The organism is Cellulomonas sp. ICMP 17802, from assembly GCF_041295535.1.
Classification (GTDB): Bacteria; Actinomycetota; Actinomycetes; order Actinomycetales; family Cellulomonadaceae; genus Cellulomonas.
This window is the reverse complement of sequence record NZ_JBGFQZ010000017.1, coordinates 14640-36353: the sequence shown is the minus strand read 5'-3', so window position 1 is coordinate 36353 and position 21714 is coordinate 14640. Positions and strand designations below refer to the sequence as shown.

Below are 21714 nucleotides of genomic sequence, written 5' to 3'. Positions count from 1 at the left end.
GTGGACACGGTAGAGGCGTCCGACGAGCCGCCCGCACGGGTGGCGCCCCCGGCAACGGAAGGAGAGCCGTCGTGCTCACCCTGACCGACAGTGCCCGCACCGCCGTCCACACGCTCACCGAGAAGGCCGGTCTGCCCGACGACACCGGCGGTCTGCGCATCGCCCAGCAGGAGGCCGGCGGCTACGAGCTCGCCCTCGTGCCCGAGCCGATGCCCGGCGACGACGTGGTGACGGACGGGTCGACCCGCGTGTACGTCGACCCGGAGGCCTCGGTGACCCTGGCCGACCAGCGCCTCGACGTCGAGCCCGCCTCGACGGGCTCGGCGTTCACGCTCAGCCCGCAGTAGACCCGGGACGCACGGCGGGGAGCCTCCCCTTCGGCTCCCCGCCGTCGCCGTGCCGGGACATGGACAGCCGACTCACAGCGGGGACATAGTGGACCGACGTCCGATTCGGGGCGAATGTCCCGCGAGATCCGGGCGTGTTTCTTCGACGAGGAGGAAGCATGAGGGTCACCAGGTCCATCGCCGTCGCATCGCTCGCGGCCGCAGGTCTGCTCGTCGCCGCGCTGCCGGCGTCCGCCACCGACACAGGCGGGTTCGGTCATCGCGACGCGACGACGCAGGGGCTGGCTCGCGGCTGGCACCCCGGCCACGGCCACGGCCCGAAGCCGCCGACGGCGGGGGATCCGACGACGGTCGCGGAGCACCTCGCCGGACCTCTGACGTTCGCGGTCGACGAGCGCGGCGCCCTCGTGGTGGGCCAGGCGTTCAGCGGGTCCGTCGTGCGCATCCCGCCGGGCCAGGCGCCCGAGGAGCTGTCCTCGTCCCCGGGCGTGGACGTGGCGGCCGTGTCCACGCTGTTCGGCTCGGTGACCTGGGCGGAGCGCGTGGGGGACCAGACGCAGGTCTCGTCGTCGGTGCTCAAGCGTCGCTCGCCCGACGGCCAGGTCCGCGTGCTGGCCGACCTGCTGGCCTACGAGCAGGGCGCCAACCCCGACGGCGGCGTCTCCTACTCCTTCCGCGACCTCGACGCCTCGTGCGCGGCCGGCCTGCCGCCGATGTTCGCGCCATACACGGGCGCGGTCGACAGCCACGGGTACGGCTCGCTCAGCCTGCCCGGCGTCACGTACGTCGCCGACGCCGGCGCCAACGCCGTCCTCAAGGTGGACCGCTGGGGTCACGTGAGCACCGTCGCGGTGATCCCCGCGGCGTCGTTCGAGGTCACGGCCGACATCGCCGGGGCCTTCGGGCTGCCCGCCTGCGTGGTCGGCCACCGGTACTACCTCGAGCCGGTGCCCACCGACGTCGAGCTGGGCACCGACGGCTGGCTCTACGTGTCGAGCCTGCCGGGCGGCCCGGAGGACGGGAGCCTGGGCGCCCTGGGCTCGGTGTACAAGGTGAACCCCTGGACCGGCGCGGTGAAGCTGCTGGCCACCGGGTTCTCGGGTGCCACCAACGTCGCGGTCGCCCCGGACGGCACGGTGTTCGTCGCCGAGCTGTACGCCAACGAGGTGTCGTCGGTCAGCCGCCGCGGGGTGGTGACCCCGCTGGTCTCGCTCACGCAGCCGGCGGGCCTGGAGTGGTCGCACGGCAGGCTGTTCGTCTCCACCGACGTGTTCGGCGACGGCAAGGTCGTCTCCCTGCGCGTCCGGTAGGCGGGACGACGACGGGGCCCGACGAACGAGTCGTCGGGCCCCGTCGCGCGCGTGGGATCAGGCGCCGCCCAGCAGCTGGTCGAACGACGGCACCGCGTCGTACAGCCCCGCCGGGGCCGACGGCTCGCGGTCGGCCACCATCTCGGCCAGCTCGCGACCGGCGCGGCGGATGCGGTTCGGCAGCGGGTTGACGTCGTCGCCGCCACCGTCGGCCCAGTCGTCGGTGGCCGCGAACACGGCCGTGCCGGCGACGTCGGCCCGCAGGTAGGCGAACAGCGGGCGCAGCGCGTACTCGAGCGCCAGCGAGTGACGCCCGGTGCCGCCCGTGGCGCCCACGAGCACGGGCCGCCCGACGAGGGCGTCCTTGTCGAGGATGTCGACGAACGACTTGAACAGGCCGGAGTACGACGCCGAGAAGATCGGCGTGACGGCGATGACGCCGTCGGCCGCGGTGACCTTGTCGATGACGTCCTTGAGGGCGCCGGAGGCGAAGCCCGAGAGCGTCATGTTGACGATCTCGTGGGCGACGTCGCGCAGCTCCACGTTCTCGACGTGCGCGGTGATGCCGCGGGCGGCGAGCTCGGAGACGGTCGCGTCCGCGAGGCGGTCGGCCAGCAGGCGCGTCGACGAGGGCTGGGACAGCCCGGCCGAGATGACGACGATCGAGCGGTCGCTCATCGTGGTCCTTTCCAAAGCCCGAAGAAGTCGATCAGGAAGAGAGGGAGTCCTCGGCCCGGAGGCCGGTGTACTCGTCGGTCGCGCCGACCGTCTGCTCACGCACGGTACCCGCGGCCACGGCCTTCGCCACCCGCTCGGCGTGCGACGGCGGGTTCGCCGGCACGTGCGCGGGACGCGCGGACTCGGCCTCGGCGCGCAGCACCGGGACGACCTCCGTCGCGAGGATGTCGATCTGCTCGAGCACCGTCTTGAGCGGCAGGCCCGCGTGGTCCATGAGGAACATCTGGCGCTGGTAGTGCCCGACCTGGTCGCGGAACTTGCCGTAGCGGTCGATGACCTCCTGCGGGCTGCCCACGGTCAGCGGGGTGTCGCGCATGAAGTCCTCCATCGACGGACCGTGCCCGTAGACGGGCGCGTTGTCGAAGTAGGGGCGGAACTCCTTGACGGCGTCCTGCGAGTTCTTGCGCATGAACACCTGCCCGCCGAGCCCGACGATCGCCTGGTCGGCCTGGCCGTGCCCGTAGTGCTCGAAGCGCTGGCGGTAGAAGTTCACCATCTGCGCGGCGTGCTCGAGCGGCCAGAAGATCGCGTTGTGCAGGAAGCCGTCACCGTAGTAGGCGGCCTGCTCGGCGATCTCGGGGCTGCGGATCGAGCCGTGCCAGACGAACGGCGGGACGCCGTCGAGAGGGCGCGGGGTCGACGTGAAGCCCTGCAGCGGCGTGCGGAACTTGCCCTGCCAGTCGACGACCTCCTCCTCCCAGAGGCGGCGCAGCAGCGCGTAGTTCTCGATGGCCAGCGGGATGCCCTGGCGGATGTCCTGGCCGAACCAGGGGTACACGGGGCCGGTGTTGCCGCGGCCCATCATGAGGTCCATCCGCCCGTCGGAGATGACCTGGAGCATCGCGTACTCCTCGGCCAGCCGGACGGGGTCGTTGGTGGTGATCAGCGTGGTCGCGGTCGACAGGACGATGTTCTTCGTCGTGCCGGCGAGGTAGCCGAGCATCGTGGTGGGCGACGAGGGGACGAACGGCGGGTTGTGGTGCTCGCCGGTGGCGAAGACGTCCAGCCCCGCCTGGTCGGCGTGCTGGGCGATGGTGAGCATGTTGCGCACCCGCTCCGTGTCGTCCGGCGTCCGGCCGGTGGTGGGGTCGGTGGTCACGTCGCCGACGGTGAAGATCCCGAACTGCATCTCAACGCCTCACAAGGTCAGAGGTTCATGCGTTTGCATGTACTTGCCGCTCAACAGGGTGACCATCGTCCCTATTCCCCGAGGGGCGGACCTGAACGAAGTGCCTATAGCGTGGGGCCACCGGCCGGCGACGGAGGGCTACACGGGGTGACGAACGAGCAGATCAGGGTCCTGGTCGTCGAGGACGACGCCGACACGGCACAGTACGTCCGCACGGTGCTCGAGCGCCGCGGCGGCATGGACGTGACGGTGGTGCACGAGCCGATGTCCGCGCTGGCGGAGGTGGCGCAGCACCAGTTCGACGTGGTGCTCACCGACATCCAGATGCCGGGCATGAGCGGGCTCGAGCTGCTGGGCGAGCTGCGGTCCCGGGCCGCGGGCACGCCCGTGGCGGTGATGACCGCGTTCGCGAGCGTCGACTACGCGGTCGAGGCGCTGCGCCGGGACGCCGACGAGTTCCTGGTCAAGCCGGTCGCCGCCGCCACCCTGCTGGAGCGGATCACCGCGCTCGCCCGCGAGGGCCGGGTCAAGCGCGAGGCGGTCGTGCCCTCGGAGACCGTGCTCGCGGTCGGCGCCCACCCCGACGACGTGGAGATCGGCGTCGGCGCCACGCTCGCCTCGCACCGGGCGGCCGGCGACGCCGTCGTCATCCTCACCCTGTCCAGCGGTGCCATCGGCGGCGACGTGCAGTCCCGTCGCCACGAGGCGCTGGCGTCCGCCGGCATCATCGGCGCGCGGCTCTACCTGCACGACTACGAGGACACCCGGCTCGATCCGGCGGGCGGGCTCATCACGACCATCGAGGACCTCATCCGCGAGGTCGGGCCGAGCATCGTCTACACGCACAGCGAGCACGACCGGCACCAGGACCACCGGGCCGTGCGGCAGGCCGTCGACGTCGCCGCCCGCCGGGTCCCGTCCCTCGCGTGCTTCCAGAGCCCGTCGTCGACCATCGACTTCCGGCCCACGCGGTTCGTGCCGGTCGACGGCTTCCTCGAGGCGAAGCTGCAGATGCTCGCCGCGTTCGAGTCGCAGTCGCACCGCGACTACATGGACCCCGAGCTCGTCCGCGCGACCGCGCGCTACTGGTCGCGCTTCGGCTCCGGGCAGTACGCCGAGCCGCTCGAGATGGTGCGCGCGGCCGCGATGCTGAGCGGCAAGGCACGAGCTGCGGGGGTGGCCGCCGCCCCCGAGAACATCCACGTCGACGAGCACGGAGGTCACGCATGAGGGTCCTGGTCACGGGTGCCGGGGGACCGGCCGGGGTCGCGGTGATCCGCTCGCTGCTGCGGCGGGGCGACGTCGAGGTGATCGCGGCCGACATGGACCGCTGGGCCAGCGCGCTGTACCTGGTCGACGCGCCGAACCGCCACCTGGTCCCCGCCGGGCGCGCCGACGACTTCGTCGACGTGGTGCGCGGGATCTGTCGCGACGAGCGCATCGACGTGCTGTTCCCGACCGTCGACGTGGAGCTGCCCAAGCTCGCGGCCGCGCGCGACGAGCTGCTGGCCGACGGCACGGTCCTGGCCTCGCCGGCGCTGAGCACGCTCGAGACCTGCCTGGACAAGCTGACGCTGGCCCGGGCCTGCGAGCGGACCGTCCGGGTGCCGCGCACGGAGCTCGTCGGCACGCCCCAGGCCGTCTCCGGCTGGGACTTCCCGGTCATCGTCAAGCCCCGCCGCGGCGCGGGCTCGCGCGGCGTCCGGCTGGTCGGCACGCAGGCGGAGCTCGACGCGGTGCACGACGACGAGGAGGACCTGCTGGTCCAGGAGCTGCTGCCGGGCGACGAGTACTCGGTCGACGTGCTGGCCGGCCTCGACGGCACCGTGATCGCGGCCGTGCCCCGCGCGCGGCTGCGCGTGGACTCCGGGGTGGCCGTCGCGGGCGTCACGGTGCACGACGACGAGCTCATCGAGACGGCGTCGGCGGTCGCCCGCGCCGTCGGGCTGACCACCGTGGCGAACGTGCAGCTCAAGCGGGACGCCGACGGTCGGCCCGCGCTGCTCGAGGTCAACCCCCGGTTCCCGGGCGCGATGCCGCTGACCATCGCGGCCGGCGTCGACATGCCCTCGCTCACGCTCGACGCGGTGCTCGGCCGACCGGTCCCGGACCACGTCGACTTCCAGGAGATCGCGAACGTGCGCTACCTCGAGGACGTCTTCCTGCCGATCGCCGACGTGCTGCCGCCACGATGAGCGCGGGTCCGTCGAGGGACGGCGACCACCACGTCCACTCGACCTTCTCGGACGACGCCGTCAGCACGCCCGCCGAGAACCTGGCGGCCGCCCAGCGCGCGGGCCTGCGCGAGGTCCGCATGGTCGACCACGTCCGGGTCGCCACCACCTACGTGCCCGAGTTCCTCTCGGTGGTGCGCGCGCTGCCCCGCCTGGAGGGGCTGACGGTCCTCAGCGGAGTCGAGGCCAAGATCCTCGACGCGTCCGGCGCGGTCGACGCCCCGCCCGAGGTGCTCGCCGCGCTCGGCTCGGCCCGGGGCGCGGACCGCGTGCTCCTGGCCGACCACCAGGTGCCCGGGCCGGACGGCCCGTGGAGCCCGCGGGCCACGCGCGAGCGGATCGACGCCGGACTGGAGCCCGCCGACGTCGTCGAGATGCTCGTCACGGCGACGATCCGCGCGATGCACGCGGTCGGCCGGGCGCAGCTGGCGCACCCGTTCTCGGTCCTGCCGAAGATCGGGCTCACCGAGGACGACGTCCCGGACGACCTGCTCGACGCGCTGGCCGCCGCGGCGGTGGCCACGGGCACCCCGGTCGAGGTCAACGAGAAGTGGCGCTGCCCCGGCCCCCGCACCACCGACCGGCTGCGCGCGGCGGGCGTGCTGCTGGTGGCGTCGACGGACGCGCACGTGGCCTCGGACGTCGGCGTGTACGACTGGGTGGGCGCGTGAGCGGGGTCGGGCACGACGCGCTGGTCGCCCTCTTCGTCGCGTTCGTCGGCATCGGCGTGATCCCCGTGCTGGCCGGGCTGTACCAGTACGTGCTCGTCCCGGTGCACGCCTTCCGCAACCACCTCCGGCTCGCGGGACCCCACCTGCCGAACGTCGTCGTCATCGTGCCCGCGTGGAACGAGGGGGCCGTCCTGGCCGCGTCGCTGGACCGGCTCATGCGCCTCGAGTACCCGCCGGACCGGCTGCGTGTCTACGTGGTCGACGACGCGAGCACCGACGACACCCCGGACGTCGTCCGCGCCAAGGCGGCCCAGTACGACGACCGGATCGTGCACCTGCGCCGCGAGCAGGGCGGCCAGGGCAAGGCCCACACGCTCAACCACGGCATCCGGCACGCGCTCGCGGACGACTGGATGCAGGCGCTGCTCATCATGGACGCCGACGTCATCTACCGCCCGGACTCGCTGCGCCGGATGACGCGCCACCTGGCCGACCCGAAGGTCGGCGCCGTGACCGCGTTCATCCGGGAGGGCAGCGGCCGGCCGGGCAGCGTCGCGCGGTTCATCGGCTACGAGTACGTGACCGCTCAGGCGGCGGCGCGGCGGGCGCAGAACGTCATGGGTGCCATGGCGTGCCTCGCGGGCGGGGCGCAGCTGCACTCGCGCGAGAACCTGCTGGCCGTGGGCGGTCAGGTGGACACCTCGACGCTCGCGGAGGACACGTACACCACCTTCCTCACGCAGCTGAACGGCCGTCGCGTGGTGTTCGAGCCGGCGTCGGTGGTGCTGGCGGAGGAGCCCGACACCATCACGGCGCTCTGGAAGCAGCGGGTGCGCTGGGCCCGCGGGAACGTCCAGATCACGCGCAACTTCCGCCGGGTCTGGTTCCGGCCGTCGCGCCAGCACCACCTGGGCAACCTCGACTTCGGGATCATCTGGTTCGCCATCTACCTGCTCCCGGTCGCCATGACGCTCGCCGCCGTGGGCCTGGTCGGGCTGTACTTCGTCGCCAGCGTGACGGCGACCTCGGTGTTCCAGGGGTTCTGGTGGGTGGCGGTCACCGCCTACGTCTTCATCACCGCCACGACCCTGCTGCTGGACCGCGAGACCGCCCGCCGGTCGTGGTTCCAGGGCCTGGTGTTCCCCGGTCTCGGCGCGCTCGTCGTCATGAGCGCGGCCTGGTTCCCGAACCTCTGGGAGGTGCGCATCCCGCACCTGCTCGGCCTGGAGATGAGCGACGTCGGCCGCGAGGTGTGGACGCTGACGCTCTACTCGTGGTCGGTGCTGGCGATGCTGCTCGCCTGGGTGGTCAAGCAGCTCGAGCGCACCCGGCCGGTGCGGTGGCTCGCGCTGCCCCTGCTCTACGTGGTGGGCTTCGGTCCGGTGCTGTGCGCGATCACACTGGACGCGTACGTCAAGCAGTGGCGGGGTGCCGCGGCCGTGTGGGACAAGACGGAGAAGACGGGACGGGTGATGGGATGAGCGGCTCGCACCGTGCGGGCGCCGGCGACGAGGTCCGGTGGTGGGCCACGCTGTCGCACGACGCGCTCCAGGACGAGATCCGGTCGAACGCGCGGTCGGAGCGACGGCTGCTGCTCGTGGTCGTCCTGGTCGCCGCGGCGATCACGGTCGCCGTGCTGCTGCTGCACGGGGGTCTCGCGTGAGCCCGCGCGTGCTGGTCGTCGACGACGAGCCCGACGAGCTCGCGCTGGTCGCCCGGCACCTCGTGCGGCTCGGCCACGACGTCGTCGCGGTGAAGAGCGCCGAGGAGGCGCTGGCGGACGCGCACCACCTCGAGGTGGACGTCGCGATCGTCGACCTGCGGCTGCCGGGCATGGGCGGCTGGGAGCTGGTCGACGTGCTCCGTGCCCGCCGCCCGAGCCTCCCGATCATCGTGACGTCCGTGCTCGACGCCGACGACTACCCGACCGTCGAGGCGTCCCTGCCGAAGCCGTTCACGGGCGAGGGCGTGCAGGCCGCGCTGGCGCGGGCGCTCGGCGCGACACCGTGACGGCCTGATGACGAGCCTGTGGGCCACCGAGCCGGAGAACCTGCTGTCCTCGAGCTCGCGCTACCTGCGCCGGGTGGTCCGCCACCTGGGCCCCGACGCCGGCGTGGTCGAGCGGCAGCTGCCGTTCGTCGGGGTGTTCGCCGCCGCCATGCTCACCCTGCTGGTCCCGGGCGCCCGCATGACCAGCGCCCTCGAGGTGGGTCTGGCGGCCGCGCTCGTGGCGGGGCAGCTGGCCGCCGCCCGGCTGCTGCCGTGGAGCCGCTGGCCCGACGGCGCGCAGGACGTGCTGCCGCTGCTCCAGCTGGTGGCCGTGGCCCTCATGCGCGCGGGCACCGGCGGGCCCGGCTCGCCCTACACGACGATGGTGTTCCTGCCGGTCATCGCGCTGGCCTCGCTGCCCGGCCGGCGCCGGGTCGTCCTCGCGTCGGCCGGCGTCGCGGGCGTCGTGATCTCGCCGGTGCTGATCGGCGACCAGGAGTACACCGCGGACACCGGCATCCGCACGTTCTTCGTCACGCTCGCCGCGACGGTCATCGCGATCACCGTGCACGAGATCACCGACCGGCTGCGGGCCCGCAGCAGCGCGCTGCTCGCACTGCAGATGGACCAGGCCGTGCTGCTCGACCGCGCCCGGGCCGACGCCGCGGAGCTCGCGCGCGTGGCCAACGCGCGCCGGGCCGCGCGCGACCAGCTGATCTCCGTGATCGACTCCGCCACCGAGCAGGCGATCATCGCCACCGACGCCACCGGCCTGGTCGAGGTCTTCAACGCCGGGGCGGAGCGGCTGCTCGGCTACGGGCAGGGCGAGGTCGTCGGCCGGATGCGCCTGACCGAGTTCCACGACCGCGACGAGCTGGAGGCGCGCCGCAAGCTCCTCTTCAACGACGAGTCGCCGGTCGACAACCCCCAGGCGCTGGTCGACGCCCTCGTGGCGCCCGCGCTGGCCGGGCGGCCGGAGGTGCGCGACTGGACCTACATCGCGCGTGACGGGGTGCGGATGACGGTCCGGCTCGCGGTGACCCGGCGCGCCGAGCTCGAGGGCCCGACCACCGGGTACGTCGTGGTGGCCACGGACGTGACCTCCGAGCGCGAGGCCTCGCGCCTGCAGGACGAGTTCGTCAGCCTGGTCAGCCACGAGCTGCGCACGCCGCTGACCTCGGTGCTGGGCTACCTCGAGCTGCTGACCGACGGCACGGACCCCCTGACCGACGAGCAGCGCGAGTACCTCACGGTGATCGAGCGCAACGCCCGCCGCCAGCTGCGGCTGGTGGGCGACCTGCTGCTGACCGCGCAGGTGGACGCCGGTCGCTTCGCCATCTCGCCCCAGCGCACGGACGCCGGCGTCGTGGTCCGGGCGGCGATCGAGGCGGCGATGCCGGCGGCTGAGGCGGCGGGCGTCACCCTGGTCCCCGAGACGTCGTCGGCGGTGCTCGACGCCGACCCGGTCCGCCTGGCGCAGGCCGTCGACAACCTCGTCTCGAACGCGATCAAGTTCACGCCGTCCGGCGGCCGGGTCCGCGTCGGCGTCGCCCCGCGCGACGGGCAGGCGACCGGGGGAGCGGTGATCGTCGTCGCCGACAGCGGGATCGGCATCCCGCCCGACGAGCTGTCCCAGCTGACCACGCGGTTCTTCCGGGCGTCCTCGGCCACCCGCCGCGCCATCCCCGGCGTCGGCCTCGGCCTGTCGATCACCAAGGCGGTGGTCGACGCCCACGGCGGCACCCTGGAGATCGCGAGCACCCTCGGCGAGGGCACCACGTTCACGATCACCCTGCCGGCCACGCCGCCGGGCTGACGTACCGGTCCGTCACATCGGACATCTCGGGATGTATCTGGCCCGTGGTGCCGTGACCCCTTCTGCCCGTGCGCCGAGAGACGGCGCGGACAGGAAAGGGCTCGACCATGACCATCCTCAGCTCGCCGACCGGTGCCGACTACCGTCCGGCCACCGCCGCAGCCGTGCACGCGCTCGCCGACTCCGGCGTCCCGGTGCACCTGCCCGGCACCGAGGCGTACGCCGCCCTCACGGGCACCAGCAACCTCACCAAGGCCATCCGCCCCGCGGCCGTCGTCGCCGCCCGGGGGGCCGACGACATCAGCAGCACCCTGCGCCTCGCCGCGACCGCCGGCCTCCGCGTCGCCGTCCAGGGCACCGGCCACGGCGCCACCGAGACCATGCAGGACGCGATCCTGGTGAGCACCGTCGCGCTCGACGAGGTCACCGTCCACGCCGACCGGCGCTGGGCGCGCATCGGCGCCGGCGTGAAGTGGGCCGCCGTCCTCGAGGCGTGCGCGCCGTACGGGCTCGCGGGCCTGGCCGGCTCGTCGCCGGACGTCGGCGTCGTCGGCTACCTCACGGGCGGCGGCCTGGGCCCGGTGGCCCGGACCCACGGGCTCGCGTCGGACACGGTCCGCGCGTTCGAGGTCGTCACCGGCGACGGCGTCGCCCGCCGCGTCACCGCGACGAGCCACCCGGACCTGTTCTGGGGCCTGCGCGGGGGCAAGGGCACGCTCGGCATCGTCACGGCGGTCGAGATCGACCTGGTCGAGCAGGCCACGCTGTACGCCGGCGCCCTGTGGTTCGACGGGTCCGACGCCGCCGCGGTCGTCCGCACGTGGAGCCAGTGGTGCGAGCTGCTACCGGAGGAGGGCACCACGTCGATCGCCGTCATGCGCCTGCCCGACATGCCGATCTTCCCCGAGCCGCTGCGGGGGAAGACCTCCGTCTCGGTGCGCTTCGCGTGGACCGGCGACCCGGCCGTCGGCGAGGAGATGATCCGGGCGATCCGCTGCCTGGCGTCGCCGCTGATCGACACCGTGCAGGTCATGCCGTACGCGGCGCTCGGTGCGGTGCACACCGACCCCATCGACCCGATGCCGCTGCACGAGCAGCACAGCCTGCTGCACTCGTTCGGCCTCGACGCCGCCGACCGGCTGCTCGAGCTGGTGGGACCCGACGCGCAGTGCGCGCAGGCCATGGTCGAGGTGCGGCAGCTGGGCGGCAAGGTCCGCGACGACCGCGGGGTGCCCAGCGCGTTCGCGCACCGGGACGCGGCGTTCTCCCTCTTCACGCTCGGCGTGATGATCCCGGAGATCGCGCAGATCGTGACGCGGGACACCGCGCGGGTGCACACCGGCATGACGCCCTGGCTGCGCGAGGGCGGCCTGCCCAACTTCACCGACACCGCGGGGCCGCAGTGGGCCGAGCGGGTGTTCACCCCCGAGGTGGCGCGCCGCCTGCAGGCTCTCTCGATGGTCTACGACCCCGATGCGGTGCTGCTCTCCGCCCGGGGCGTGCGCTCCTGAGGCACCGACACCGGCCGCGCCGGCTCCTCGCGGGGTCGGCGCGGTCCTCGTGCGTCAGGGCGTCGGCGCCACCGAGAAGGTGATCTCGACGTCGGCGGTGTCGGTGAACATCGCGGACGTCGAGCCGACGAGCGGGCTCAGCAGCGCCGCGACAGCGAACGCGAGCACCACGCCGAGGCGGATGAGCCCGCCGCGGTCGATGGAGAAGAACCCGCGGGGCCGGTCGACGTCGTCGAGGTCCTCGGCAGGCTCAGTCGAGGAGGAGCTCATCGACCCTCCTGTCGGTCCCGTCGGGCGCGGGGCGCTCGCGGCGGCCCCGTCGGCCGTCGCCCATCGCCAGCAGCTCGAGCGTAGCGAGTGCGAGCAGGGGAGGGACCAGCATCGTCGCGCGTCCTTGCGCGGATCCCGCCCACTGCAGCACCCAGCCCCAGCCCCGGTGGACGGCCAGCTGCACGCCGCGGATGCGTGTGATCGGCGTGGCGTTCACGTCGGGCTCGTCGTTCGCGTCGCCCTTCGTGATGACGTACGACTTCGTCAGCTCCTTGCCGTTCGGGTCGAGCTTGGGCACCATCTTGCCGGTCGCCTCGTCCTGCCGGAGGTCCGGCAGCTTGCGCAGCGCGACGATCCGGTGCGTCACCAGCTCGCTGGAGCCCATGGGCCAGAACGAGATGATCTGACCGACCTTGAGGTCGGACTCGTCGGAGATCGCGCGCAGCACGACGGCGTCGCCGGCGTCGAACTTGGGCGCCATCGAGCCGGACGTCACGATGAGCAGGCGCTGGTGGTGCGCCTGGAACCACAGCGGCACGGCGAGGGACACCGCGTAGGTGGCCCCGCAGACGACGACGATCGTCCAGAGCGCGACGCCGACGAGCCGGCGCCACGTCGGCTTCGGGGCACGGGAGCGCCGCCGACCGGGCACGCGCGGTGCGCGCCGATCGACGGCGGGGGCCTCTCGTTGCCCGTCCGACCAGGCCATCAACTCATCCGTTGTTGGCCGTCTGCTCGGCGTTGAACGTCAGGCCGAGCGTCACCGCGGTGTCCTGGTACGAGTTGTCCGCGGAGAGCGGGAAGTCGACCTTGAAGCAGAGCCACTCGCTGCCGCCGGCGGCGAGCGGCCGGTCGCCGGCGTCCTGGCCCTGGGCGACGCTGCCGACCAACGGGGTGACCGCGGAGGTCCAGCTCGTCGCTGTGCCCAGCGCGGTCGGTGCGGTCGCGGGGAACGTCGTGGCGGAGCACTGCGCCTGGGGCAGGTCGTAGGCGCTCAGCACGAGCACGTCCCGCAGGTCGCCTGTCGTCGCCGCCGGGCTCAGGGTCGGGTCGGTCGTGCTGCCGACGGCCGTCGTGGCGTCGAAGGAGATCGAGTAGCGCAGGGCCAGCGAGCCGTTGCTCTGCACCTGGAGGGGGACGTACGTCGAGTCGCCGGGCGCCAGGTTCTGGGGCGTGAAGGCGAACGGCACGGACTGGCCGATCGCGAGGTCGACGGTGCCCGTCTCGATCTTGGCCGACGTCGAGTCGTTGTCCGTGAAGATGGCCGACGTCGTGAGGGTGGTGGCGCCGATGGCCGCGAGGCCCACGATCGTCACCGTCGTCCAGAGTCGCCGACGACGAGGCGCGTCGCGGTGCACCGGAGCCGGGTCGATCATTTCCTGCAGCAGGTCGTCCATCATGGCGAAACCCTCCTTGGGCCTGGAGTACGCATTACTGCATCGGCACCCCTGGGTCCGACTTGAGCCGAGCGAATGATACTCACTCGTTCGTGGGATCGGCGCTCGGCGTCCGTGGCGGCCGCGCGTGCCGGGTGCTCGGCCGCGGCCCGGCCACCGCCGCGCCGACCCGGCTGGTGCGGCCCCGCCGCGGCCGCGGCCCCGACTGGGTCAGCGGGAGATCGCCCGCGGGGACGGCCTGCGAGTAGAGGAAGCCCTGGGCCTGGTCCACGCCGAGCCGGCGCAGGATCACGGCCGTCGCCTCGTCCTCGACGCCCTCCGCGACCACCCGCAGGTCGAACGAGTGGGCCAGGTCGACCATCGCCTGGACGACGACCTCCGAGCCTTCCCGCCCGTCGACGCCGAGGTCCGCGACGAACAGCCGGTCGATCTTCAGCTCGTCCACCGGCAGGTCCCGCAGCTGGGAGATCGACGTGTTGCCGATGCCGAAGTCGTCGATGGCCACCCGGATGCCGAGGGCGCCCAGGCGCTCGAGCACCGGCACCACGCGCGACGGGTCGGCCACCAGCGCCGTCTCCGTGATCTCGACCTCGAGCAGGTCGGGCGGCACGGCGTGCTCCTCGAGCAGCGCCTCGATGAGGTCGACCACCGCGACCGTGGTGACGTCGTGCGCGGAGAGGTTCACGGCGACGGGCGTCGCCCGGCCCTCCGCACGCCACGCCGCGAGCTGCACGACGCACTCCGTGAGCGCGTACCGCGTGACGTCGTGGATGAGGCCGGACTGCTCGGCCAGCGGGATGAAGGTGGTGGGCGGCAGGACGCCGCGCGTGGGGTGCACCCAGCGCATGAGGGCCTCGAGCCCGACCGTCCGGCCCGTGTCGAGCTCGATCTTCGGCTGGTAGTGCATCCGCAGCTCGCGCGGCCCGTCCGGCGCGGGCGTCAGGGCGCGGTGCAGGTCGCCCAGCAGCACGAGCCGCGCGGGCGACGAGTCGTCCTCGTCGGCGGAGTAGACCGAGACGCCGGTGCGGTGGTGCTTGGCGGCGTACATCGCGACGTCGGCGGTGCGCATGAGCGACGAGGGGTCGGTGGCGTGGTCGGGCAGGCACGCGACCCCGACGGACGTGTCCACGTGCAGCGGCAGCTCGCCGAGCATGAACGGCGGCACGAAGAGCCCGCGCACCCGCCGGGCCAGGCGCTCGGCGTTGGCCACGGAGCGCACGTCGGGCAGCAGGATCGCGAACTCGTCGCCGCCCAGCCGCGCGACGATGTCGTCGTCCCGCAGCGCGCCGCGCAGCCGCTCGGCCACCTGCTCGAGCAGCTCGTCGCCGCGGTCGTGGCCGAGCGAGTCGTTGATGTCCTTGAACCGGTCGATGTCGAGGAGCATCAGCCCGACCCGCGAGCCGGTCTCCTCGGCCTCGAGGATGGTGCGGCGCATCCGTTCGGCGAGCATGCGGCGGTTGGGCAGCCCGGTCAGCGAGTCGAGCAGCGCCAGCCGTGCGTTCTCCAGCGCGGTGGCCCGCAGCCGGTGCGACGCCGTGAACACCGTCCGGAACAGCACGAGCCACAGGGCGAGCAGGCCGACGGCGACCACCAGCGACACCGTCTGGACGGCGTGCGTCAGCGCGGTGCTCGCCGCCGTGTGGTCGAGCATGACCTCGGCTGCGCCGACGATCCGCGAGCCGGGCTCCGACGGATCGGCGTCGGCCGTCTTGTCGGCGCGCACGGGCACGTAGACGTCCAGCACCTGCCGCTCGGTGCCGCCGGTGTCCTGCCCCTTCTCGCCGCGCACGTCGGTGATGACCTGCGCGTCGGGCTTGCCCTGGGTGGTCACCAGGTCCAGCCGGTCGCCGTCGGGGAACCCGGTCGTGGTGGCCGCGGCCGAGCTGTAGATCAGTGACCCGTCGACCCCCCACAGGCGCAGCTCGACCAGCCGGTCGCCGAACCCCGACGTTGCGGCCGTCACCTCCTGCGCCTGGGCCGGCGTCAGCACGTCCGGCGCCAGGAAGGAGGTGGTCGGCACGGAGGCTGTCGCGTACTCCTGCGCGGTCTGCGCGGTGGCGACCCCGTCCCGGATCGACTGCTGCCCCATCACGCTCCACGTGACGAACACCAGGGCACAGCCGAGCACGGCCATGGCCACGCTGCTGATGACCGCGAACGAGCGGGTCAGCGGCCACCGACGGCGGGTTCCTCTTGGCACGCGGGACCTCACGGGCTGGGCGAGCGCGGGTCGGGAGGGGGTCCGCGCTGAGCCGAGAGTATGCGGTCGTCCCGCTCCGGAGCGACACCCGAGGTCAGAGGATTGTCCCGGCGCGTCGGGAACGTCCGCGAGGGCGGCGGGGTTGCAGGGGACGCCACATCTTTCAGGAGGATCTGATGACGTACGAGGTGACCAAGACCGACGAGCAGTGGGCCCTGGAGCTCGAGCCCCAGGAGTTCGCGGTGCTGCGCCGCGCCGGGACCGAGCGCGCGTGGACCGGAGAGCTGCTCGACGAGAAGCGTGAGGGCGTGTACCGCTGTCGCGCGTGCGGCAACGAGCTGTTCCGCTCCGACACGAAGTTCGACTCGCACTGCGGCTGGCCCAGCTTCTTCTCGCCGCTCGCCGGCGACCGGGTCGAGCTGATCAGCGACCGCAGCCTCGGCATGGTCCGCACCGAGGTGCGCTGCGCGAGGTGCGGCTCGCACCTCGGGCACGTGTTCGACGACGCCCCGCAGACCCCGACGGGCGACCGGTTCTGCATGAACTCGGTGAGCCTGACCTTCGAGGCCGACGGGACCAGCGGGGTCTGACACGCACCCGTTCGGGGTGTCCTCCGGCGCGCCGGACCCGACACCCCGGACGGGTGACGTCCATCTGGTCGACACGGCTGAAGTCCGCGGGGTGCCGTGCCGATAATGCGTACGTGGAAGACGTCCTGACAGTGCGGCGATGGCGACGCTATGGCGCCGACCGTCTCTACGTCACGCAGGAGACCGGCGCCCGGGTCGGATCCGTCGACCTGCAGTCCGGCGAGGTCGTCGTCGACGACCCCCACTTCGAGAGCGGCCTGCGGCGCGCGGCCCAGGCCTACCTGCGGGCCGACGTGGCCGAGCTGGCCATGAGCCTGCCGACGCAGAGCACCGGTTCGCTGGCCCCTGCGGACGAGGCGGCCCTGCAGGCGTGGCTCGGCGGCGCGGACTGGGACACCATCGACCTCGCGGCCATCCGGAGCGAGCGGGGCAGCTCCCTGCGCACGCGCCTCGAGCGCCTGGGCGACGAGGGCTGGCAGGTGGTGCACGACGTGCCGCTGGGCCGGCAGGGCAGCACGGTCGAGCACCTGCTCATCGGGCCCGCGGGCATCTTCACGATCGCCGAGCGCCTGCTCCCCGGCCAGCACGTCGTGGTCGAGGGCCGGACCATCGCGGTCGACGGGCGGTCCGTGTCCTACCTGCGCGACGCGCGGCTCGAGGCCACCCGCGTGCAGGGCGCGCTCCTCGCGGCGGCCTGCGCGGCGATCACCGTCCGCGGCGTCGTCGTCGTGCACGGCGACCTCGAGGTGCGGACCGTGCAGCCGCAGCACGACGCGTTCGCGATCACGCGCCAGGACGTGCAGGCCGTCTTCCGCGCCATGCCCGAGCGACTCGACCCGGGCCGCATCGCGGCCATCGCGCACGTGGCCCGGCAGCGCGCGACCTGGTCGCACTGAGAGCGCTGGGTGTTGACACCCCTCTCTCCGCGGTGATCTGCTGAAACGCTCCCAGTTCGTGGGGTGGCGATGCTGCCGTTTCCGTGCTGGTGCCGTCAGGATGTGACCGTGGTCGACGAACAGTTCCGGCAGCTCGAGCGCGAGCTCGGCCTCCTCCTGCGGCGCGCGCAGGCCTCCTCGGCGTCCATCTCGCGCGACGTGCACCCCGACCTCGAGCCCGCCGCGTACTCGCTCCTCGCGCTCATCGCCGCGACCCCGGGCATCCGGGCGAGCGACCTCGCCACCCACATCGGCGTCGGGCGCGGCACCATGTCGCGGCAGCTCGCGCGGCTCGGCTCGCTCGGCCTGGTGTCCCGCCGGCCCGACCCGGACGACTACCGCGGTCAGCTGCTCGAGCTCACCGACGAGGGCCGGCACCGCTACGAGACCGCCCAGCAGGCCCGCCGCGTGTTCCTGCACCGCGCGCTGACCGGGTGGAGCGACTCCGACATCGCGGCGCTGGCCTCGCAGCTGGGCCGCCTCAACGAGGACCTCGCCGCCGCGCGCCGCGCGTCGCACTGACGGGCCTGCGGCCCCCGAGCACAGACGCGCCGCCCGGTCGGAGGGGCCGGGCGGCGCGTCTGGCTCGTGCTGGTGGAGGTCAGTCGCGCGAGGCGACCCGCTCCTGCTCGGTGAGGGCGTCCAGCTCGGCGTCGACGGCCGACACGGACTCCTCCGCGGTGGCCGGCGCGAGCATCGCGCCCTCCTGCTCGAGCAGCTGCTCGATGCCGGAGCGGTTGCCCAGCGGGACCTCCTTGAGGAACAGCACGGCGATCAGCGACACCAGCGCGACGGGCGCGGCGACGAGGAACAGGTCCGCGATCGCGTTGCCGAAGGCCTGCTCGACCACGGTGCGGACGGCGTCCGGGAGGGTCGAGAGGTCGGGGATCGCGCCGCTCGAGCCCATGGCGGACGGGTCGATGCCGATGCCCGAGAGCCCGCTCGCGATCAGCGAGGTCACGCGGTGCGAGAGGACGACCCCGAGCGCGGACACGCCGAGCGCGCCGCCGAGGGTGCGGAAGAACGCGACCGTCGAGGTGCCGGACCCGATCTCCTTGACGTCCAGGGTGTTCTGCACCGCGAGCACGAGGTTCTGCATGAGCATGCCCACGCCCGCGCCGATGACGACCAGGTAGAGGCCGACCAGCGCGAAGCTCGTGTCGAAGTGGATGGTGCCCATGAGGCCGAGGCCCGCGGTGAGCAGCACGGCGCCGGCGATCATGAACTTCTTGTACCGGCCCGTGCGGCTGATGATCTGCCCGGAGATGGTCGACGAGACCAGCAGGCCGACGATCATCGGGATGGTCAGCAGGCCGGACTGCGTCGGCGTCTTGCCGCGGGCGAGCTGCATGTACTGGCTGAGGAAGACCGAGGTGCCGAACAGGGCGACGCCGACCGCGATGCTCGCGACGACCGCGAGGACCAGCGTGCGGTTCTTGAACAGGTGCAGCGGGATGATCGGCTCCGCGGCGCGCGACTCCACCCACACGGCGAGGGCGAGCAGCAGGACCGAGCCCCCGACCATCGCGGCGGTCTGCCACGACGCCCAGTCGAACGACGTGCCGGCGAACGTGATCCAGAGCAGCAGGGTCGCGATGCCGAGCGAGAGCAGCGTGGCGCCGGCGTAGTCGATCTTGACCTTGCGCGCGGTGCGGTGCGGCAGGTGCAGGGTGCGCTGCAGCACGATGATCGCGGCGATCGCGAACGGCAGGCCGATGAAGAAGTTGTAGCGCCAGCCCGGGCCGTCGGTGATGACGCCGCCCAGGAGCGGGCCGCCGACCATGCCGATGCCCATCACGGCGCCCATGAGGCCCATGTACTTGCCGCGCTCGCGCGGGCTGATGATGTCGGCGATCAGGACGGTGCCCAGCGCGGTCAGGCCGCCGGCGCCGATGCCCTGCAGCGCGCGCATGCCGATGAGCGTGCCGGTGTTGTGGGAGAAGCCGGCGAGCGCCGAGGAGACCACGGAGATGGCGAGCGCCAGCTGGATGAGCAGCTTGCGGTCGACCAGGTCGGCCAGCTTGCCCCAGATCGGCGTGGAGATCGTGGTGGTCAGCAGGGTGGCCGTGACCACCCAGGTGAAGGCCGACTGCGTGCCGTTCAGGTCGGAGATGATCCGCGGCAGCGACGAGGAGACGACGCTCGTCGCGAGGATCGAGACGAACATCCCGAGCAGGATGCCCGAGAGGGACTCGAGCACCTCGCGGCGGGACATCTTGGGGACGGCGGCGCTCTCAGCGGTGCTGGTGGGTTCGGGGGCGGTGGTGGCGCTGGACATGGTCTCGCTCTCGTGGTGCTGGCAGGGTGGCCCGGCGTCGTCGGCAGGTCGGGGGTGGCGGGTCAGGCGTGGGTGAGCTCGCGCGCGGCGGGCTCCGTGGGGACCGGCTCCGGGAACCGGGCGATGGTCGTGGTGAGGCGGTCGAGCGTGACGGTCGCCGCCTCGATCTCGGCGGCCGACCAGTCGCTGAAGATCTCGCCCATGCGCCGGTCCAGGGCCGACCCGATCTCGTCCGCGAGCGCACGGCCGTCCGCGGAGAGGCGGATGGTGCGGGCCCGGCGGTCCTCGTCGTCGACCGCGCGCTCGACCAGGCCGTCGTCGACCAGCTGGCTCACCTGGCGGCTGGCCACCGAGATGTCGACCCGCAGCACGTGGGCGAGGTCGCCCACCTGGAGGGTGCCGCGGCGCTGGAGGATCCGGACGATCGCGAGCGTGCCCTTGGAGCAGCCCAGGTCGCGGGCCACCCCCAGCGAGGACTCGCGCAGGGCGCGGTTGAAGGCCTCGACCGACCGCAGCAGCGTCTGCGGGGGCGTCTCGGGCTGGACGGACGGCATTGGGACTCCTTTTGTTGCTCAGCGCAACCATACGTCTGATGTTTGCTTCAAGCAACTGAGGGCGCCGACTATTCCCCCGGACGGACGCCGACGCGGCCGGGCCCGTGGAGGGGCCCGACCGCGTCGTTGCTGGACCAGAGGCGGATCAGACCGCCGGCGTGGCACCTCGGCGGGTGCGGTCGACCTTGACGCCCTCCATGTCCTCCAGCTCGATGCCCTTCGTCTCGGGCACCTTCCAGAGCGTGAAGAAGAAGGACAGCGCCGCGAAGATCGCGTACATCAGGTAGGGGATGGACGCGCCGAACGCGGCCAGCATGGGCGGGAACGAGATCGTGATGAGGAAGTTGGCCACCCACTGCGCCGCGGCGGCCACGCCGAGTGCGGCCGCGCGGATGCGGTTGGGGAACATCTCGCCCAGCAGCACCCAGACGAGCGGGCCCCAGGTCGCGCCGAAGAAGACGACGAACAGGTTCGCGGCGATCAGGGCGATGACGCCCCAGGAGCCGTTGAGCGTCACGTCGCTGCCGGAGCCCGACGACTGCGTGAACGCGACCGCCATGATGCCGAGGGTCACCGCCATGCCCGCCGAACCGGTGAGAAGCAGCGGGCGCCGGCCGACCTTGTCGATGAGCGCGATGGCGATGAACGTGACCAGCACGTTGGTGATCGACGTGATGGTGGAGACCATGAACGACTGGCTCTCCTCGAACCCGACGGCCTGCCACAGCGTGGTCGAGTAGTAGAAGATCACGTTGATGCCGACGAACTGCTGGAACACCGACAGCAGGATGCCGATCCACACCACGGGCAGCAGGCCGAACCGCGGACCCTTGAGGCTGGCCTGCGACGCGAGCTTCTTGTCCGAGGCGATGGTGTGCTCGATCTGCACCACGTGCGCCTCGACGTCGTCGCCCTCCGCCAGCGTGGTCGCGAGCACGGCCTTGGCCTCCTCGCGCTTGCCGGTCGCGATGAGGTAGCGAGGCGACTCGGGGATGCGCAGCGCGAGGATGCCGTACACCGCGGCCGGGATGACCGCGACGATGAACATCCAGCGCCAGGCCTCGAGGCCCAGCCACAGCTCGCTCGCCGCGCTGCCCGCGGCCGTCTGCAGCAGCTGGTCGGAGAGCAGCGCCGCGAAGATACCGAGCGTGATGGCGAGCTGCTGGAGCGAGCCGAGCCGACCGCGCATCGCGGCCGGCGCGATCTCGGCGATGTACGCCGGCGCGATGACGGACGCGATGCCGATGCCGATGCCGGCCATCACGCGCCACAGGACCAGGTCCCAGGCGCTGAACGCGAGGCCGGACAGGATCGAGGACACGAAGAAGAGGACCGCGCCGAGGAACATCACCCGGGTGCGACCCCAGCGGTCGGCGAGCTTGCCGCCGAGCCACGCGCCGAACGCGCAGCCCAGCAGGGCGATCGCGACGACGAGGCCCGTCACGGCGGGGTCGATCTCGAACTGGTCCTGGATCGCGTTGACCGCGCCGTTGATGACCGAGCTGTCGAAGCCGAAGAGGAAGCCGCCGACCGCGGCCGCGACCGCGAGCCCGATGGCCTTGTTCTTGTAGGGATGCGGCGGGACGGCCGACCCTCCGGCCGCCCCCTGCGGCGACCCAGACGCGTGGGACATGACCTGCACCTCCGTCGCCCCGGGCCGCTCCCGGGGATCGATTCCCACCTTGGCCCTGCCACGGGGGGCGCGCACGTCGGGAGGCCGACCGGTGCGGCGTGCTGGCCGACGG

At 72.7% G+C, this 21714-nt stretch carries 22 protein-coding genes; 13 read left to right on the top strand and 9 right to left on the bottom strand.

Annotation, left to right across the window (positions count from 1 at the left end; translation table 11 throughout):
• Positions 1-71 precede the first annotated feature (71 nt).
• Together AB5970_RS13160 and AB5970_RS13155 are read left to right on the top strand one after the other, a co-directional pair.
• Positions 72-347 (top strand): adhesin, encoded by a 276-nt coding sequence (locus AB5970_RS13160; RefSeq protein ID WP_370504400.1) that lies wholly within the window; start codon positions 72-74, stop codon positions 345-347.
• 158 nt (positions 348-505) lie between these two features.
• Positions 506-1657 carry a ScyD/ScyE family protein gene (locus AB5970_RS13155; RefSeq protein WP_370504399.1) on the top strand — a complete coding sequence of 384 codons (1152 nt, stop codon included), beginning with the start codon at positions 506-508 and terminating at the stop codon, positions 1655-1657.
• A gap of 57 nt (positions 1658-1714) precedes the next feature.
• Here the strand turns inward: AB5970_RS13155 and AB5970_RS13150 are convergent, their stop codons facing one another.
• Together AB5970_RS13150 and AB5970_RS13145 are read right to left on the bottom strand one after the other, a co-directional pair.
• Positions 1715-2335 carry an FMN reductase gene (locus AB5970_RS13150; protein WP_370504398.1) on the bottom strand — a complete coding sequence of 207 codons (621 nt, stop codon included), beginning with the start codon at positions 2333-2335 and terminating at the stop codon, positions 1715-1717.
• Between the two features lie 31 nt (positions 2336-2366).
• The gene (locus tag AB5970_RS13145; RefSeq protein WP_370504397.1) at positions 2367-3524 is read right to left on the bottom strand and encodes an LLM class flavin-dependent oxidoreductase; all 1158 of its coding nucleotides are present in this window, start codon (positions 3522-3524) and stop codon (positions 2367-2369) included.
• Positions 3525-3671: 147 nt separating this feature from the next.
• Here AB5970_RS13145 and AB5970_RS13140 point away from each other — a divergent pair, with 147 nt between their 5' ends.
• From AB5970_RS13140 to AB5970_RS13105, 8 genes are all read left to right on the top strand, one after another.
• On the top strand, positions 3672-4754 hold the full coding sequence (locus tag AB5970_RS13140; RefSeq protein ID WP_370504396.1) for a response regulator: 1083 nt from the start codon (positions 3672-3674) through the stop codon (positions 4752-4754).
• Positions 4751-5719, top strand: coding sequence for an ATP-grasp domain-containing protein (locus tag AB5970_RS13135; protein WP_370504395.1), 969 nt, complete (start codon positions 4751-4753; stop codon positions 5717-5719). The genes AB5970_RS13140 and AB5970_RS13135 overlap by 4 nt, the downstream gene beginning before the upstream one ends.
• Positions 5716-6429 carry a PHP domain-containing protein gene (locus AB5970_RS13130; protein ID WP_370504394.1) on the top strand — a complete coding sequence of 238 codons (714 nt, stop codon included), beginning with the start codon at positions 5716-5718 and terminating at the stop codon, positions 6427-6429. The genes AB5970_RS13135 and AB5970_RS13130 overlap by 4 nt, the downstream gene beginning before the upstream one ends.
• Complete coding sequence (locus AB5970_RS13125; RefSeq protein WP_370504393.1) at positions 6426-7910, top strand: glycosyltransferase; 1485 nt, start codon at positions 6426-6428, stop codon at positions 7908-7910. The genes AB5970_RS13130 and AB5970_RS13125 overlap by 4 nt, the downstream gene beginning before the upstream one ends.
• Positions 7907-8092, top strand: coding sequence for a hypothetical protein (locus tag AB5970_RS13120; RefSeq protein ID WP_370504392.1), 186 nt, complete (start codon positions 7907-7909; stop codon positions 8090-8092). Before AB5970_RS13125 ends, AB5970_RS13120 begins: the two co-directional genes overlap by 4 nt.
• A complete protein-coding gene (locus tag AB5970_RS13115) occupies positions 8089-8439 on the top strand; it encodes a response regulator (RefSeq protein ID WP_370504391.1) in 351 nt (116 codons plus the stop codon). The genes AB5970_RS13120 and AB5970_RS13115 overlap by 4 nt, the downstream gene beginning before the upstream one ends.
• A 7-nt stretch (positions 8440-8446) precedes the next feature.
• Entirely contained in the window at positions 8447-10234 is a 1788-nt protein-coding gene (locus AB5970_RS13110) for a sensor histidine kinase (RefSeq protein ID WP_370504390.1), read from the top strand.
• Positions 10235-10341: 107 nt separating this feature from the next.
• A complete protein-coding gene (locus tag AB5970_RS13105; protein WP_370504389.1) occupies positions 10342-11745 on the top strand; it encodes an FAD-binding oxidoreductase in 1404 nt (467 codons plus the stop codon).
• A 54-nt stretch (positions 11746-11799) separates the two neighbouring features.
• On the opposite strand, the gene AB5970_RS13100 is transcribed toward AB5970_RS13105, so the two are convergent.
• From AB5970_RS13100 to AB5970_RS13085, 4 genes are all read right to left on the bottom strand, one after another.
• Positions 11800-12015 (bottom strand): hypothetical protein, encoded by a 216-nt coding sequence (locus AB5970_RS13100; RefSeq protein ID WP_370504388.1) that lies wholly within the window; start codon positions 12013-12015, stop codon positions 11800-11802.
• Complete coding sequence (locus tag AB5970_RS13095; protein WP_370504387.1) at positions 11996-12667, bottom strand: signal peptidase I; 672 nt, start codon at positions 12665-12667, stop codon at positions 11996-11998. Before AB5970_RS13095 ends, AB5970_RS13100 begins: the two co-directional genes overlap by 20 nt.
• A gap of 61 nt (positions 12668-12728) precedes the next feature.
• Positions 12729-13415, bottom strand: a complete 687-nt coding sequence (locus AB5970_RS13090) for a TasA family protein (protein WP_370504386.1) — start codon at positions 13413-13415, stop codon at positions 12729-12731.
• A 79-nt stretch (positions 13416-13494) separates the two neighbouring features.
• Positions 13495-15612 (bottom strand): putative bifunctional diguanylate cyclase/phosphodiesterase, encoded by a 2118-nt coding sequence (locus AB5970_RS13085; protein WP_370504385.1) that lies wholly within the window; start codon positions 15610-15612, stop codon positions 13495-13497.
• Positions 15613-15788: 176 nt separating this feature from the next.
• On the opposite strand from AB5970_RS13085, the gene msrB reads away from it, so the two are divergent.
• From msrB to AB5970_RS13070, 3 genes are all read left to right on the top strand, one after another.
• A complete protein-coding gene (msrB, locus tag AB5970_RS13080; RefSeq protein ID WP_370504384.1) occupies positions 15789-16202 on the top strand; it encodes a peptide-methionine (R)-S-oxide reductase MsrB in 414 nt (137 codons plus the stop codon).
• A 113-nt stretch (positions 16203-16315) separates the two neighbouring features.
• On the top strand, positions 16316-17098 hold the full coding sequence (locus AB5970_RS13075) for a nuclease-related domain-containing protein (protein ID WP_370504383.1): 783 nt from the start codon (positions 16316-16318) through the stop codon (positions 17096-17098).
• 108 nt (positions 17099-17206) lie between these two features.
• Positions 17207-17659, top strand: a complete 453-nt coding sequence (locus AB5970_RS13070; protein WP_370504382.1) for a MarR family winged helix-turn-helix transcriptional regulator — start codon at positions 17207-17209, stop codon at positions 17657-17659.
• Positions 17660-17738: 79 nt separating this feature from the next.
• Here the strand turns inward: AB5970_RS13070 and AB5970_RS13065 are convergent, their stop codons facing one another.
• The 3 genes from AB5970_RS13065 to AB5970_RS13055 form a co-directional block, all read right to left on the bottom strand.
• Positions 17739-19415, bottom strand: a complete 1677-nt coding sequence (locus tag AB5970_RS13065) for an MDR family MFS transporter (RefSeq protein WP_370504381.1) — start codon at positions 19413-19415, stop codon at positions 17739-17741.
• Positions 19416-19477: 62 nt separating this feature from the next.
• The gene (locus AB5970_RS13060) at positions 19478-19969 is read right to left on the bottom strand and encodes a MarR family winged helix-turn-helix transcriptional regulator (protein ID WP_370504380.1); all 492 of its coding nucleotides are present in this window, start codon (positions 19967-19969) and stop codon (positions 19478-19480) included.
• Positions 19970-20114: 145 nt separating this feature from the next.
• The gene (locus AB5970_RS13055; protein WP_370504379.1) at positions 20115-21602 is read right to left on the bottom strand and encodes a sugar porter family MFS transporter; all 1488 of its coding nucleotides are present in this window, start codon (positions 21600-21602) and stop codon (positions 20115-20117) included.
• Between the last annotated feature and the right edge of the window lie 112 nt (positions 21603-21714).